The organism is Nocardiopsis sp. iso_186 (assembly GCF_056173365.1).
Map to the genome: position 1 here is coordinate 1928471 of NZ_CM149670.1, position 14902 is coordinate 1943372.

Here is a 14902-nt window from a genome sequence, read left to right on the forward strand (position 1 = left end):
TCGGCCAGTGTGAGCAACGTTTCCCTGGACACTGACCCGGTGGAGATCCCGATCGTGCGGATCGACCCCGACCTCCCCCTGCCCGGCTACGCCCACCCGGGTGACGCCGGCGCCGACCTGGTGACCGCCGAGGACGTGGTCCTGGACCCCGGCCAGCGGGAAACCGTGCGGACCGGGGTCGCCATCGCGCTGCCCGAGGGCTACGCGGCCTTCGTGCACCCGCGTTCGGGCCTGGCCGCCAGGTGCGGACTGACCGTGGTCAACGCTCCCGGCACCGTGGACTCCGGGTACCGGGGGGAGATCAGGGTGACCCTGCTCAACACCGACACCACCACTCCGGTGAAACTGACCCGCGGCGACCGTGTCGCCCAGCTCGTCGTCCAACGGGTCGAACGTGCGGCCTTCCGCGAGGTCCGCGAACTCGACGATTCCGAGCGCGGCGCAGCCGGGTTCGGTTCCACTGGCGGGCACGCCGCGCGGCCCGACCACAGATGAACGGTTCCCGGGGCCCCCGGGACGCAAGGAAGAGGTGTTGAGGCGTGTTCGGACGCCGAGGCAAGAAGAACGTCAAGAGCGGCGCTAACGACATCGCCCCGCCCGTCCCGTCCGGCCACAGCGCTGTTGTGGAACCGACCAAGGACGACGACCGGCACCGTCTTCAGGGGCCGTGGGACACCTCTGAGGACAGTCCCGAGCTGCCGCGCGTCAACCTGGGAAGCCTGCGCATCCCCATCGGGTCCGACATCGAGGTCCAGGTCAACGTCGCCAAGCAGAACAACAAGGTCATCGGGGTGACGGTCCTCAACGGCCAGACCGCGCTACAGGTGCAGCCCTTCGCCGCGCCCAAGACCACCGGGCTGTGGGAGGAGATCCGCGCCGAGATCAGCGCGGAGATCGCCCAGTCGGGCGGCAAGAGCGAAGACTTCCAGGGAACCTTCGGACCCGAGCTGCGCGCGATCGTGCCCATGCCGGGAAAGACCACCGACGAGGGGCGCCAGCTCGGCCAGCCCGCCCGCTTCATCGGGGTGGACGGTCCGCGCTGGTTCCTGCGCGGTGTGATCCGCGGGGAAGGGGCGGTCAAACCCGACGTCGCGGCGCGCATCGAGGAGATCTTCGCCGGCATCGTGGTGGTCCGCGGCGACAACCCGGTCCCGCCCCGGGAACTGCTCGAACTCAAGCTCCCGCAGCAGACCCAGGCGGCGATGGCGGCCCAGCAGGCCCAAGCCGCCAAACCGGCCGCGAACCCCGCCACACCGGACGCGACCTCGTAAAATGGTTGCCCGCGGGGGTCTTACCGCCGATCATGGCTTCATGCTGATCCGACGCGAGACCCCCGCGGACATCGACGCCATCCGCTCCGTGACCACCAAGGCGTTCTCCGCGCCGGGACAGGAACCTCCGCGCGAGGCCCCGCTCGTGGACGAACTGCGCGTCCATGCGTCATGGCTGCCACTGCTCTCCCACGTCGCGATCCACGACGACCAGGTCGTGGGTCACGTGGTGTGTACCCGAGGCAAGATCGGCGGCGCACCCGTGCTCGGCCTCGGCCCGATCAGCGTGCTGCCGGAGCACCAGCGCTCGGGCGTCGGCTCGGCCCTGATGCACTCGGTGATCGGTGCGGCCGACGCACTCGGCGAAACCCTCGTGGGGCTGCTGGGCGATCCCGCCTACTACGCCCGGTTCGGCTTCGTCCCCGCTGAGAAGCACGGGGTCGTCGCGCCGGTGCCCGAATGGAGCCCCTACTTCCAGGTGCGCCCGCTCGCCGCCCACTTCCCCGGACTGCACGGCACCTTCGCCTTCCCCGAACCCTTCGACCGGGTCTGAGCGGCCACACCGGTCCGGGTCACTCGGCGGGCCCGGGGTCCTTCGGCTCGGTGACCTCGCCCAGGAACAGGATCGCGCCGCGGCGTCGCAGGATGATGCGGAAGGGGCGGTCCACGACGAAGGGCACCGGTGGAGGCGGCGGGGTGATGCTCGCGCGCATCATCACCACCGCGGTGGCGGCCGCGCCCTCCGCGCCCTTCTCGTCCACTCGCAGTTTGGCCTGGTGGATCACCTGATCGACCTTGAGGGGGACGGGGGAGAGCCCGCTGAGGTCGGCCCCGTCGCCGAAGACGGTGTGCACCCCGGCCGCGACCAGGGGTTCGGTGAGTTCCTGGTGGTGGGTGATGTCGAAACGCGGCAGCATCAGCCGGACGTCAACGACGTCGGTCCCCTGGTACAGCGCGCCCAGCGTCTTCTCGTCGAGGACGGCCCCGGGGGCGTCCTCGGGCGGCAGGAGGACATCCATGAACAGCTCGTCGTGGCCGGCCAGGGTCACCATCCGCCAGCCACCGGACACGGCGTAGGGGAGCTGGCCCGTGCGGCTCATGGTGGCGGTCTCGCGGGTCCCCGACGGCGCGCGGAAGGGATGGTCCACGGTGGAGTCGGTCGTGAACGGCGTCAGCCAGCGCATCTTCACCCACAGTGCGTTGACCAGAACCGAAATCGTGCCCGGGTTGATGCTCCCGGAGGTGAGCAGGTCGGTGATCATGCCCCGGGTGGTCGTGGCGACGTCGTCGTTGATGCGGGCGCGTACCCCTTCGGGGTCGCCGCGGAAGTCGGCGACGCGCACGTCGGAGTCGGGCCGTGCGCGCACCCTGGCCTCGAAGTCCTCGTGCACGGGAATGTCGCCGCGCAGCCACAGCGCGGTCCGCGACGCCAGTTCGGGCCCGCCCTCCACCGCTTCGTCCAGGCCGGCCAGCACGGCGTCGATGTCGGGGCCCAGCAGCCCGGTCAGCTCCTCGCGGGTCGCCCCGGCCGCCCCCGAGGCCACCAGTCCCAGCGCGCACGCCACCGAATAGGGCGACCACATCGCTCCGGTGTCGGTCGTGTCGTCGCTGAGCACCGCGTTCAGTCCGAGCGCGAACGCGACGTGGTCGGGACGCAGCGGGGTGGTGGGCATCAGGCACACTCCTCGTAGTCCTGCGGGTACTCCTCGCCCACCGAGCCTAGGCGACACGCCGTTCGTATTCCATCGGCGGCGACCGTCGGAGTCCGAGGGCCGTGTCGCAAAACCGCCAGCCGGGCGGGTGTCCAGCAGCGATGATGGAATGCGTAGGCCATCACATCGATCGACGACGAAAAGGGGCGCCATGACCGCCGCGCAGGAGATGCTCGGCCTGGAGCTGCCCGAGGACGGCGACTGGCTCGACCCGGTGGACTTCTCCGCCCCCGGTGATGGGCCGGTCCGCTACACCACGACGCCCACACCCATCGGTGAGCTGCTGCTCACCGGTGACGGCCATGCACTCACCGGCCTCTACATGCTGCCCGAGCACCGGTGGGGGCCCGAGGTGGGGTCCGACTGGGTGCGCGAGGACACCGCCTTCACCGAGGCGTGTACGCAGTTGGCCGCGTATTTCGCGGGGGAACTCGACGTCTTCGCCCTGCCGATGGCCCCGCGCGGCACTCCGTGGCAGCTCCAGGTGTGGCAGGCGCTGTCAACCATCCCCCACGGGCGGACCCGATCGTACGGGCAACTGGCCGCCCGGCTGGGACGCCCCACGGCCTCCCGGGCGGTGGGGATGGCCAACGGGCGCAACCCCATCTCGATCATCGTGCCCTGTCACCGGGTGATCGGCGCGAACGGTTCGCTCGTCGGATACGGCGGCGGTCTGGAACGCAAACAACAGCTGCTCGGGCTGGAGCGCGGGGGCCGATAGAGCGGCGGATACCTTCCGTTGGGGAACGTCGCACTACTCTGGTGTGATGCCACGGTGATGGTGTTGCCCCATGTTCGTTCGCGAGTCCCGTCCGGTAGGAGCAGCATGACCGATCAACAGCAGGGTGTGGAGGCCACGGGCGGCCAGGGCGCCCCTCCCGACAAGGAGGGGCCCGGGCCCAACGGATCCACCTCTGATGGGACCGGTGCGCGCGAGAAGGTCTCCGAGCAGACCGTCGAGGAAGTCGTACGCGGCCAGCTGGGCAAGGCCCTGGGCGGCAAGCGCGGCATGCTCGAAGCCGCGGTGCCCACGGTCGCCTTCACCCTCACCTACATCATCGGCTCCCGCTACGGCCTGGGCGATGCCGTGGGCTTCAGCGACGTCCAGGTCGCCCTGGGCCTCGGTGTGGGCGCCGCGCTGGTGCTGGGCGCGATCCGGCTGGTGCAGCGCTCCTCCGTCCAGTTCGTGGCCAACAGCCTGTTCGGTATCGGGATCGCCGCGGTCTTCGCGCTGCGCAGCGGACAGGCCGAGGACGCGTTCCTGCCCGGCATCATCTACAACGCCGTCTACGCGGTCGTGCTGATCTTCAGCATCCTGGTCCGCTGGCCGGTGATGGGCCTGCTCATCGGCGCGGTGACCGGAGACCCCACGGGTTGGCGCTCCAACCCCGCCGTCGTCCGGCTCAGTTCTCAGCTGACCTGGCTGTTCGTCCTTCCCTGCGTGATCCGCGTCCTCGTCCAGTACCCGCTGTGGGCCTCGGGCATGGTGGGGTGGTTGGGCGCCTCCAAGATCCTGATGGGCTGGCCCCTCCAGGTGGCGGCCCTGGCTGCCATGGTCTGGCTCCTGGCGCGAGGCCGCACCCCCATCGAGCCGGTGCCCGAGGAGCGCACGGCCTGACCGTCCGCGTTGTGCTCCGGCGTGGTTCAGCCCGCGCCGGACAGCAGCGCGTCGAGACCGTCGTCGGTGGTCCCGTCGCTCAGCAGGATCAGGTCGTCGCCCGGCGACAGGATCGTGCCGGGCAGGGGCGCCGTCACCCGGCCCGAGCTGACCACCGCCACCAGCACGACCCCTTCGGGCAGCAGCGCGGCCAACTCACCGGCACCGCGCCCGGCGTGCGGGGAGTCCGCGGGCAGGGTGATCTCCAGCAGGTCGGCGCTGTCCAGTCCGGCCGCCGCCACCGTGTCGCCCGCGGACGCAGCGGCGCCCTCGTCCTCCACCAGCGCCGCCATCAGCCGCGGCGGGGACACCGCCACGTCCACGCCCCAGGAGTCGGTGAACAGCCACTCGTTGCGGGGGTCGTTGATGCGGGCCACCACCCGGGCGGTGCCGAACTGGGTCTTGGCCAGCAGCGCCACCACCAGGTTGACCTTGTCGTCGCCGGTGGCGGCCACGACCACGTCGAACGCGTCGAGCCGGGCGTGTTCCAGGGAACTGAGCTCGCAGGCGTCGGCCAGCATCCACTCCGCGCGCTCCAGCGCGTGCACGTCGATCGCACGCGAGTCGCGGTTGACGAGCAGCACCTCGTGCCCGTTGTCCAACAGTTCGGCGGCGATGGAGCGTCCGACCCCACCCGCTCCGGCGATGGCGATGCGCATCACGCCCGACCTTCCTCGTCCTCGTCCGCACCCAGGCGGGCCAGCAGTTCCCGGGCCGCTTCCGTCTTCGTCAGCACGTGCACCACGTCGCCGTCCACCACCCGGGTGTCCCCGCGCGGCAACAGGGCCGCTCCGGCCCGCTCCAGGTAGGCCACGCGCAGGCCGAGCGCCGTCTCGATCTCGTTGACCGTGCGATCCGACCACTGTGGCCCGGGCGTGTCCGCGGCCATCACGAGGGCGCCCGACGGGTCGTGCCACGGCGTCCCACCGGTCGGGGAGGCATCGGAGGGCAGCAGACGGCGCAGGATGGTGTCGGCGGTCCAGTGCACGGTGCCCACCGTGGGGATCCCCAGCCGCTGGTAGACCTCCGCGCGCCGCGGGTCGTAGATCCGCGCCACCACGTTGCGCACCCCGAACGTCTCCCGGGCCACGCGCGCGGCGATGATGTTGGAGTTGTCGCCGCTGCTGACCGCGGCGAACGCGTCGGCGCGCTCGATCCCGGCCCTGACAAGCGCGTCCCGGTCGTGGCCCAGGCCGGTGACCGCGGTCTTCGCGGTGGCCGAGCGCAACCGCCGAAACGCCTCGGGCGACCGGTTGACCACCGCGACGGTGTGACCGGAGTCCTCCAGGGTGTGCGCGAGGGTGGAACCCACCCGCCCGCAACCCAATATGACGATATGCACGTGCTGTCCGCTCCGCTCGACCCGAATCCTCTGTGGAATCCCCGCTCGGGCGCGCGGCCCGGGTGACAATGGTCTACCCAACGGGCCAGCCCGCCCAACGGGTCAGCTTAGGGGGATCACGCGTGCGGCGCGGGACCCCGCGACTCCCGGGCCCGATACGGCCCCGATCGTGGAGCACGGATTCTGCGCCCCCGTGCTCGACTACAGTTGTCGCAGATGGGCGGTGGCTAGCAGGGGTCACCCGTGCGATGCCCAGAATGTCCCGTCTGTGTGGAGGTCGTTTTTCATGAGCCGTGTCGGAACCCACCTCGAACTGAGCGTCAACGGCGTCGCCCACGGGGGATGGTGTGTGGGCCGCCACGACGAGCAGGTCGTCTTCGTGCGCCACGCCCTGCCCGGCGAGCGCGTCCGTGTACTGGTGACCGAGCAGACCAAGCGTTTCCTGCGCGGCGACGCCGTCGAGGTGCTGGAGGCGTCCGCGGACCGCGTCGAGCCGCCCTGCCCCTCGGCGGGACCGGGCAAGTGCGGCGGCTGCGACTGGCAGCACGCCTCGCTGGAGGCCCAGCGCGCGATCAAGGCGCGCGTGGTCACCGAGCAGCTGCGCCGCATCGCCGGCATCGAGCGCGACGTGGTGGTCGAGGAGCTGCCGGGCACCCCCGACGGCCTGGGCTGGCGCACCCGCGTGCGCTTCGCCATGGACGCCCAGGGCTCGCCCGGGCTGCGCAAGCACCGCTCCCACGAACTCCAGCTCATCGACGACTGCCCCATCGCCCACCCCGAGGTCAACCGGCTGGGCGTGACCCACCTGGAGTGGCCGGGTATCGCCGAGGTCGAGGCCGTCACCTCGGCCGCCACCGCCGACACCGCGCTCATCGTGACCCCCAGCGCCGCGAAGATGCCGTTGCTGCCCACGCCGGAGGCGTCCACCGCCGTGCTGCGCCGCTTCAAGGGCGGCCGCACCCAGCCCGTCAAGGGCAAGCGCGGCATCCGCGAGCGCGTCGCGGGCCGCGAATGGCGGGTCAGCGCGGGCGCCTTCTGGCAGGTGCACCCGGCCGCCGCCGAGACGCTGACCGCCGCCGTCCTGGACGCCCTGGAGCCCAAGCCGGGCGAGACCGCCCTGGACCTCTACTGCGGCGCGGGGCTGTTCGCCGGCGCCCTGGCCGAGGTCGTCGGCCCCGAGGGCCGGGTCATGGGTGTCGAGGGCCAGGCCGACGCGGTGCGCGACGCCCAGCACAACCTGCGCGACCTTCCCCAGGCCAAGATCGAGCGCGGCGACGTCGCCGGACGCCTGCGCGAGTGGGCCGACCTGCGCGCCGACATCGCGGTCCTGGACCCGCCCCGCGCGGGCGTGGGCCCCGAGGTCGTGCAGTCCCTGGCGAACCTGCGGCTGCGCCGGGTCGCCTACGTCTCCTGCGACCCCGCCACGCTGTCGCGCGACATCGCCTCCTTCCTGGAGCTGGGGTACCGCCTCGGCGACCTCCGCGCGTTCGACGCCTTCCCGATGACCCACCACGTGGAGTGCGTCGCGGTGCTCGAACGGGCCACGAAGCGCTCCTGAACTGTGGTTCTTCCCGTGCAGGGGCGGTACCCCGACGCCGGTGACGCCCACTTGACGCTCGTCCTGACGGAGCGCCAGGTGGGCGGAGGGCTGGTCAGGCGGCCTGCCCATCCCTCCGGTGAGCCGAGGGCGGCAGGAGCCACAGCGGCGCAAGGGGCACGGTGCGCTTGCGGGAATCCTCCCGGCAGTGGGGTCCCCGCGTCCACCGTGCACCTGTGCGGGCGGTGAACGCGGGGACGTAGCGGACAGGCCCGAAGCAGGACCGCTCGTCCACGGATGGCCGACGGGATTCCGCGGAGCCTTTCGACCAGAGGTTTCCGCGTTTCTCCGTCCGTGTCCGCCTCTGTCACCTGTTGGACGTCCGCCAGCGCGTTCTGGTCGCGGGGCCGTCCGTGGACGTGAAGCATCGAACGGTCGGCCTCGGACGCCCGGCTGCTTTGAACCCCGGTCCTCACCAGGGTTCGGCCGGCCTGCGGTTCTCCGTGCCGGCGGCGGTGCACCCCATGACTTCTCTTTTCCGGCCGACGGGACGAACGCCGACGCAGACCTGCGCGTGAGGACGTCGTGCTCCCGGCGTCGGGCAGGGCAATCGCCGCTGCGCGTCAGGCCGGCCCCTGCGCCGAGCCGTCCCGCGTCGCGGCCACGGCTTGGTCCACGTTGTCCACGACCGTGACCCGGCCGCCGTCGCCGGGGTCGGGATCGGGCATGACCGATTCCGGGTCGACGAGGTAGATCTCGTGACCGCCCAGCGTCAGCCGGCGTGCGATCTCCAACAGCACGCGCCGTGCCACGTCGTCGATCGAATTGACCCGTGTCAGGTCGAAAGCGACCCTGCCGTCCGAAGCGGAGATGTCCATGGCTTCCTGGACGACTCTCTCGGCTCCGGCGAAGCCGACGCCGCCTTGCAGTTGCAGCACCCGCAGCGCGTTCGATCCGCTGCCGGCGACATGGTTGGACCGCACGACGGCACGCGCGGCGGCGGGGACCTCCATCACGTGCAGACCCATGTCCGAGGAGAATCGTTCGAACAGCGACACCCCGCGAACACTGTTCCCGTGAACGTCCAGCCGTGGCGAGAACGTGGCGATGCCGATCTGTCCGGGGAGCGCGCCGATCAGGCCCCCGGCCACCCCGCTCTTCGCCGGAATACCGACCTGGGTCGCCCAGTCGCCGGCGGCGTCGTACATTCCACAGCTGAACATGACGCTCAGTACCTGACGCACCACCGGTTCCGGCACCACCTGCTCGCCCGAGAGGGGGTTCGTCCCGCGGTTGGCCAGCGTCGCGGCCATCATGGCCAGATCCCGCGTGGTGACGAGCACGGAACACTGGCGGGTGTAGCCGTCCACGACGGCCCTCGGGTCCTGGGTGAGGACATCGTGGCTGCGGAGCATGTGGGCAATGGCGAGGTTGCGATGCGCGTGCTCCATCTCCGACGCGCACACCGCCTCGTCCATCCTCAGCCGACGACCAGCGAACGCCGACAGACCGTGGAGCACGTGCTCCACACGCTCTGTCGGATTCAGGTCCTTCGCGCCGGCCAGTGAGTGCACGGTGATCGCGCCCGCGTTGATCATGGGGTTGAGAGGGCGCCCCGTATCGCTTTCGAGAGAGATCTCGTTGAACGCCTCTCCGGACGGCTCGACACCCACTTTGGCGAGCACGGGGCCGAATCCGCGATCGGACAGGGCCAGCGCATAGACGAACGGCTTGGAGATCGACTGGATCGTGAACTCCATATCGATGTCACCGGCGCCGTAGACCTCCCCGTCGGTCATGGCGAAGGCCACGCCGAGGCGCTCGGGGTCCGCTGCCGCGAGCTCGGGGATGTATCCCGCCGGCTCTCCGGACCTGTCCGACTCCACGTCTCCCAGCGCCTCGGCCAGGTAGTCGGGAATGATCGGCCGCATTCGTCCTCCATGTGTGGTTGCGATCTTCGCGCCGTGAGAACCGCGTTGCGTCCGCCCTGGTATCAGGAGGAACCCGGAGGCGCTGCACGGCGCCGCATCGTGTGATGCGCCCCAGGGAGATGTCATCACGCTTCGCCGAACGCGGGGTTCGGCCGAAGCGCTCCTGTTCTTTTGTTACGAGTGCTCAAGAAGTCGTGTCGGAGCGGGGGCGGCGGTAAGCACGCGGAGCTGGTCGGCGTCAACATTGGCTCCGAATGCGGGGGTTCCGGGTTCGAGCCGGACGCCCGCTGCGAGGTCGCCGATGGTGAGGGGGTCGAATCCGAGAGCGTCGATCAGCGCGGACACGACGGCGAGATCCTCGGGCGAGTCGCCGGCGATCGCGATGGCCTTGCGTCCGGGCTCGCCGGCCGGACGGGCCCCGTCCTCCAGGTCGTGGTAGCCCATGTGGTTGAGGGCTTTCACGACACGTGCGCCCGTCAGGAACCGCTGGACGACTTCGCTCGACGAGGTGTTGGGCGGGAGGACCGTGTCGCGCGGACCATCGACCTCCCACCAGTGGTTCATCGCGTTGACGACCAGTCTTCCCTCCAGCTCCGGGACGGGGAGGCCGCGGTGTTTGCCGAGCGGGAGAGCCAGGACCACCACGTCGGCGGCATCCGCTGCCCGGGCCGGCCATACGGCGGTCGCTCCGGGGGTGAGGATCGTGGCGGTCAGCGCGATCTCGGCGGGGTCACCGGACCCGGAGACCAGGACGCGATAGCCGGCGGCGACCGCCAGACGCGCCAGGACGGTGCCGACTTTCCCGGCTCCCAGGATCCCGATAGTGGTGACAGGGTCGGTCATCGCGTCGCTCCCGCCGGGGCCGCGGGCTGCTCGGCCAGAAGCTCGCGGACCCGAGGGATGACCTGGGTGCCGTACAGCTCGACCGAACGCAGCCGTGCGGAGGCCGAAACGGTGCCGGCGGTGGAGTAGATCATGTCGAACCGGCCCGCGTTCAGTACCCGGACGGCATGGGCGATCTTGGCCGCGACGGTCTCGACCGAGCCGACGTACAGCGATCCGCGGTCCACCTCGGAGTCGAATTCCTCCCGGCGCAGCGGCGGCCAGCCGCGCTGCGCCCCGATCCGGTCGCGGATCTCCTTATACCCGGGGTAGAAGAGCTGTTTGGCCTCTTCGTCGGTGGACGCGACGAAGCCGGGCGAATGCATCCCGACCGGCTGTGCGGTCGTACCGAACTCCTGGGCGGCACGCTGGTACAGATCCACGTAGGGAGCGAACCGGTCGGGGGAGCCGCCGATGATCGCGAGCATGAGCCGGAAGCCGTATTTGGCGGTGCGGATCACGGACTGCGGTGTCCCGCCGACCCCTACCCAAGTGGCGAGACGTCCCGAATCCGTCTTCGGGTACACGTCCGCGTCGTGCAGGGCGGCACGAGTGGTGCCTTCCCAGGTGACCGGCTTCTCGTCCAGGAGCCGGTGGAAGAGGTCGATCTTCTCCTCGAACAGCACCTCGTAGTCCTTGAGGTCGTATCCGAACAGGGGGAACGACTCGGTGAAGGAACCGCGTCCGAGGATCACCTCGGCGCGGCCGTTGGAGAGCGCGTTGACCGTGGCGAACCGCTGGAACACCCGCACCGGGTCGTCCGAGGACAGCACCGTCACGCCCGAGGCGAGCCGGATGCGCTTCGTGGCCGTCGCGATGCCCGCCAGCACCGTCTCAGGGCTGGAGAGCGCGTACTCGGGCCGGTGGTGCTCGCCCAACGCGACGACGTCGATACCGACCTGGTCGGCGAGGACCGCTTCGGCCACCGTGGCGCGGATCGCCTGCGCGTGCGAGACGATCACGCCCCGGTCGTTTCGGGGCAGGTCTCCGAAGCTGTCGATACCGAACTCGATTTGCGAGACATCCGTCGTGTTCACTTCGCTCAACGCTTTCGTTGTGTCGGGGTGTGGCGGTGCGTACTCCGTGACGACCGGGCAGTGCGCACCCCGGGGCGACCCGCGCGTTCCCCGTTCACGGGGAACGCGCCCACACCACCTCCGCCAATTTAGTTGACGCGTAAACAATTGCATCTTTATGGTTTACATGTCAACTAGATTGTGGTGCGGCGGTAGGGGGTGCTTGCTCATGATCGACACGCGATTGAACGCGTCGATGGTGACCGCCGTCCAGATCACGGCCGGGATCCGGTCTTCGGAGAGGGCCTGTCGGGCGGCCTCGTAGGCGGATGCCTGGGTCGCGGCGTCCGCCGGATCGGTTTCGGCCTCGGAGGCCGTTGCTCGGACCGCCTCCGAGACCTGCGTCAGGGTAGGGGGTCTTGGGGCTCTACTTGTCGATGAAAATCCTGCGGAGTGGGGGCTTGGGGGCTGGTCGCTTGCGTCGGGGTCTCCTTCGGGCCATGCCCGGAGCGGCCCGCGTTCGTGCGGGGGTCGTGGTCATCGCCCTGCCTCCGTGCCACTATGGTTGACGAGACAACTAGATTTCTGAGGAGGCGCTCTCGGTGAGCAACCCGGAAGCCGATGCCGAGGCCCTGCGCTGCGGTGCGCTCGTCGAAGACGACCGGCCGACCGGAGTCCCGCGGGTCGATGTCCTGTCGGCGCGTGAGGTCCCTCTCGGCGGTCCACGTGCGATGCGCGTGCGGCGGACGCTGCCCCAACGGGAGCGCACGCTCATCGGCGCCTGGTGCTTCGCCGACCACTACGGCCCGCACCAGGTCGCCGCGTCGGGCGGCATGGACCTGCCCCCGCATCCACACACCGGACTGCAGACGGTGACCTGGCTGTTCAGCGGAGAGGTCGAGCATCGCGACACCCTCGGCACCCATTCCCTGGTCAGGCCCGGCGAGGTGAACCTCATGACCGGGGGATACGGCATCGCCCACTCGGAGATCTCCACGCCGAACACCAGGGTCATCCACGGTGTCCAGTTGTGGGTCGCGCTGCCCGAGGAACACCGCAACGCCGCCCGCGACTTCCAGCATCACGTGCCCGAACCCGCGCAGGTCAACGGAGCCCGGATCAGGGTCTTCCTGGGCTCGCTCGCCGGCCGGACCTCCCCGGTCCGGACCTTCACGCCGCTGCTCGGCGCCGAGATCGTCATCGAACCCCGTGCGGCGCTCTCCCTCGCCGTCAACGCGGCTTTCGAACACGGCCTCCTCGTGGACAGCGGGGACATCCGCCTGATTGACACGGTGCTGCGGTCTGCCGAACTCGGCTATGTCCCTCGCGGCGCGGACACCCTGACGATGGTGAACGAGACCGACGCCCCGGCGCGGGCCATCCTCCTGGGCGGGCCTCCCTTCGGGGAGGAGATCGTCATGTGGTGGAACTTCGTCGGCCGCAGCCACGAGGACATCGTGAAGGCCCGCGAGGACTGGGAAGCCTCCTCCGACCGCTTCGGCGTCATCGAGGACTCTCCCGGCGGACGCCTTCCCGCACCGGCCCTGCCCAACGCCGTCATCACACCGCGCCGGAACCCGCCGACCCGCTGACCTCCCTTGCGAAAGGCACACCATGAGCGAGTCCTCCACCACCACGATCGTCGAGCGTGCGGACGCCGACAGCCGGTACGACATCCTGGTCAACGGCCGGCGCGCCGGTCTGGCCGCCTACCGCGACCTGGGCGTGCAGCGTGTCTTCTTCCACACGGAGATCGACGAGGACTTCGCCGGCCAGGGGCTGGCCCCGCAGCTGGTCCGGCAGGCACTCGTCAACGTGCGCGCATCCGGAATGCGGATCGTCCCGGTCTGCCCCTACGTCGCCAAGTTCCTCAAGCGGCACGGCGAGTTCGCGGACATCACCGACCCGGTCACACCTGACGTCCTGCGGTGGTTGGAGACGCAGCTCGGCTGAACAGCCGATTCGACTCCTCCCTCTCCTGGCGGAGGCGGTTCCCGGCCCCTTCGCCCGGCTCCCGGCAGCCCCGCGTGCACCTCGGGCCGGTGCGGCCGGTCGTCGTGGGAGAGGGCCTCGCCCGCGAGGCCCATGCGCCATTGGATCAGGTACTCCGACGTCTCCGATACCCGGCGCATCCCGTCGTGGCGGGTGCGGCGCCCGGCTACGGGGCATGCCGCCGGTGCAGGAGTTCCAGCGCGTCGGCCCTGCCCCTGCCCCTGCCGATCGCCGCGAGCAGTGTGGCGTCCGAACTGTCCGCGTCGTAGTCGGGGACGCGTCGAGCGCGTCGAAACAGCTTCACAGTGCTCTTATCGTGTCCCGACCGCGTTCCGGTTCATCCCGGGGACCTTTCCTTGGTCCCACGAGGATCCCCGGCGGTTGCGCGCACACGGCAGTGAGCAGTCCCATCGCCGGTTCGGGGCGCGCCGGGCGGGGTCCGGGGCCCCGGTGCAGGAGAATCGGCACATGCGTTTGAGGATTTTCACCGAACCACAGCAGGGCGCCGACTACGACACGCTCCTCACCGTGGCCAAGGCCGCCGAGGACCTCGGATTCGACGCCTTTTTCCGTTCAGACCACTATTTGAAAATGGGCGACGTCAGCGGTCTTCCCGGCCCCACCGACGCCTGGATCACGCTGGCGGGTCTGGCCCGCGACACCTCCAGCATCCGGCTGGGCACGCTGATGACCGCCGCGACGTTTCGCCACCCGGGGCCGCTGGCCATCAGCGTGGCCCAGGTGGACGCCATGAGCGGGGGACGGGTGGAGTTCGGGCTGGGGGCCGGTTGGTACGAGGCCGAGCACACCGCCTACGGACTGCCCTACCCCACGGCCGCTCGGGAGCGCTTCGAGCGCTACGAGGAGCAGTTGGAGATCATCACCGGGCTGTGGTCCACCCCGGTGGGGGAGACCTTCGACTTCACCGGGCGCCACTACCGCCTCGCCGACAGTCCCGCGCTGCCCAAGCCGGTGCAGTCGCCGCGCCCGCCGGTGCTCATCGGCGGCACCGGGCCCAAGCGCACCCCGCGGCTGGCGGCGACCTACGCCGACGAGTACAACGTCCCGTTCGCCTCGGTGGACGACACCTCGGCGGCCTTCGAGCGCACCCGGGCCGCTGTCCGGGCCGCCGGACGCACGGCCCCGATGGTCTACTCGGCCGCGCAGGTGGTCTGCGCCGGTCGTGACGACGCCGAGGTCGCCCGCCGCGCCGCGGCGATCGGCCGCGACGTCAACGAGCTCAGGACCAACGGTCTGACCGGTAGCGCCGCCGAGATCGTGGACCGGATCGGGAGCTTCGCCGAGGTCGGCGCGGAGCGGGTCTACCTCCAGATCCTCGACCTGTCCGACCTCGACCACCTGGAGTTCATCGCCTCCGAGGTCGCCCCGCAGTTGGGGTAGTGGACGCGGCGTCCGGTGGGGTGCTCCGTACCGCGGCGCACCCCACCGCGCCTACCCGAAAGTAACTTGATATCGAGATACATGTTGGATAACTTGATGTCGAGATAAAATCAAACCACTGAGCACGCTTCACCGTTGTCCGGGGACCGGCCTGCCATGAT

16 protein-coding genes are annotated in these 14902 nt (G+C 70.2%); 9 read left to right on the top strand and 7 right to left on the bottom strand.

Annotation, left to right across the window (positions count from 1 at the left end):
* Positions 1 to 9 precede the first annotated feature (9 nt).
* From dut to AC0VYP_RS08650, 3 genes are read left to right on the top strand one after another with little or no spacing between them, the layout of a single operon-like run.
* On the top strand, positions 10 to 495 hold the full coding sequence (gene dut / locus AC0VYP_RS08640) for a dUTP diphosphatase (protein WP_285760483.1): 486 nt from the start codon (positions 10 to 12) through the stop codon (positions 493 to 495).
* Between the two features lie 44 nt (positions 496 to 539).
* Positions 540 to 1271 (top strand): DUF3710 domain-containing protein, encoded by a 732-nt coding sequence (locus AC0VYP_RS08645; protein ID WP_475473391.1) that lies wholly within the window; start codon positions 540 to 542, stop codon positions 1269 to 1271.
* Between the two features lie 40 nt (positions 1272 to 1311).
* Positions 1312 to 1824, top strand: coding sequence for a GNAT family N-acetyltransferase (locus tag AC0VYP_RS08650; protein ID WP_285760481.1), 513 nt, complete (start codon positions 1312 to 1314; stop codon positions 1822 to 1824).
* Positions 1825 to 1843: 19 nt separating this feature from the next.
* Here AC0VYP_RS08650 and AC0VYP_RS08655 read toward each other — a convergent pair whose 3' ends face one another.
* On the bottom strand, positions 1844 to 2944 hold the full coding sequence (locus AC0VYP_RS08655; RefSeq protein ID WP_475473392.1) for a serpin family protein: 1101 nt from the start codon (positions 2942 to 2944) through the stop codon (positions 1844 to 1846).
* 190 nt (positions 2945 to 3134) lie between these two features.
* Between AC0VYP_RS08655 and AC0VYP_RS08660 the strand changes: the two genes are divergently transcribed.
* Both AC0VYP_RS08660 and AC0VYP_RS08665 read left to right on the top strand, forming a co-directional pair.
* On the top strand, positions 3135 to 3704 hold the full coding sequence (locus tag AC0VYP_RS08660) for a methylated-DNA--[protein]-cysteine S-methyltransferase (protein ID WP_285760479.1): 570 nt from the start codon (positions 3135 to 3137) through the stop codon (positions 3702 to 3704).
* Positions 3705 to 3809: 105 nt separating this feature from the next.
* A complete protein-coding gene (locus AC0VYP_RS08665; protein ID WP_285760478.1) occupies positions 3810 to 4601 on the top strand; it encodes a DUF3159 domain-containing protein in 792 nt (263 codons plus the stop codon).
* A 26-nt stretch (positions 4602 to 4627) separates the two neighbouring features.
* On the opposite strand, the gene AC0VYP_RS08670 is transcribed toward AC0VYP_RS08665, so the two are convergent.
* Together AC0VYP_RS08670 and AC0VYP_RS08675 are read right to left on the bottom strand one after the other, a co-directional pair.
* Positions 4628 to 5299 (bottom strand): potassium channel family protein, encoded by a 672-nt coding sequence (locus tag AC0VYP_RS08670; protein WP_475473394.1) that lies wholly within the window; start codon positions 5297 to 5299, stop codon positions 4628 to 4630.
* Complete coding sequence (locus tag AC0VYP_RS08675; protein WP_475473396.1) at positions 5299 to 5982, bottom strand: potassium channel family protein; 684 nt, start codon at positions 5980 to 5982, stop codon at positions 5299 to 5301. Before AC0VYP_RS08675 ends, AC0VYP_RS08670 begins: the two co-directional genes overlap by 1 nt.
* A 286-nt stretch (positions 5983 to 6268) precedes the next feature.
* Here AC0VYP_RS08675 and AC0VYP_RS08680 point away from each other — a divergent pair, with 286 nt between their 5' ends.
* A complete protein-coding gene (locus tag AC0VYP_RS08680; RefSeq protein WP_475473397.1) occupies positions 6269 to 7540 on the top strand; it encodes a class I SAM-dependent RNA methyltransferase in 1272 nt (423 codons plus the stop codon).
* A gap of 602 nt (positions 7541 to 8142) precedes the next feature.
* On the opposite strand, the gene AC0VYP_RS08685 is transcribed toward AC0VYP_RS08680, so the two are convergent.
* The 3 genes from AC0VYP_RS08685 to AC0VYP_RS08695 form a co-directional block, all read right to left on the bottom strand.
* Positions 8143 to 9450: a glutaminase gene (locus AC0VYP_RS08685; RefSeq protein ID WP_475473399.1), complete on the bottom strand. Its 1308-nt coding sequence runs from the start codon at positions 9448 to 9450 to the stop codon at positions 8143 to 8145.
* A 174-nt stretch (positions 9451 to 9624) separates the two neighbouring features.
* Positions 9625 to 10293 carry an NADPH-dependent F420 reductase gene (locus AC0VYP_RS08690; RefSeq protein WP_475473401.1) on the bottom strand — a complete coding sequence of 223 codons (669 nt, stop codon included), beginning with the start codon at positions 10291 to 10293 and terminating at the stop codon, positions 9625 to 9627.
* Complete coding sequence (locus AC0VYP_RS08695) at positions 10290 to 11369, bottom strand: LLM class flavin-dependent oxidoreductase (protein ID WP_475473403.1); 1080 nt, start codon at positions 11367 to 11369, stop codon at positions 10290 to 10292. Before AC0VYP_RS08695 ends, AC0VYP_RS08690 begins: the two co-directional genes overlap by 4 nt.
* 581 nt (positions 11370 to 11950) lie before the next feature.
* On the opposite strand from AC0VYP_RS08695, the gene AC0VYP_RS08700 reads away from it, so the two are divergent.
* Both AC0VYP_RS08700 and AC0VYP_RS08705 read left to right on the top strand, forming a co-directional pair.
* Entirely contained in the window at positions 11951 to 12940 is a 990-nt protein-coding gene (locus AC0VYP_RS08700; RefSeq protein ID WP_475473404.1) for a pirin family protein, read from the top strand.
* Between the two features lie 22 nt (positions 12941 to 12962).
* A complete protein-coding gene (locus tag AC0VYP_RS08705; protein ID WP_475473406.1) occupies positions 12963 to 13301 on the top strand; it encodes a GNAT family N-acetyltransferase in 339 nt (112 codons plus the stop codon).
* 205 nt (positions 13302 to 13506) lie between these two features.
* Here AC0VYP_RS08705 and AC0VYP_RS08710 read toward each other — a convergent pair whose 3' ends face one another.
* Positions 13507 to 13644, bottom strand: a complete 138-nt coding sequence (locus AC0VYP_RS08710; protein WP_475473407.1) for a hypothetical protein — start codon at positions 13642 to 13644, stop codon at positions 13507 to 13509.
* Positions 13645 to 13808: 164 nt separating this feature from the next.
* Between AC0VYP_RS08710 and AC0VYP_RS08715 the strand changes: the two genes are divergently transcribed.
* Positions 13809 to 14741, top strand: coding sequence for an LLM class F420-dependent oxidoreductase (locus tag AC0VYP_RS08715; protein WP_475473408.1), 933 nt, complete (start codon positions 13809 to 13811; stop codon positions 14739 to 14741).
* Positions 14742 to 14902: the final 161 nt, after the last annotated feature.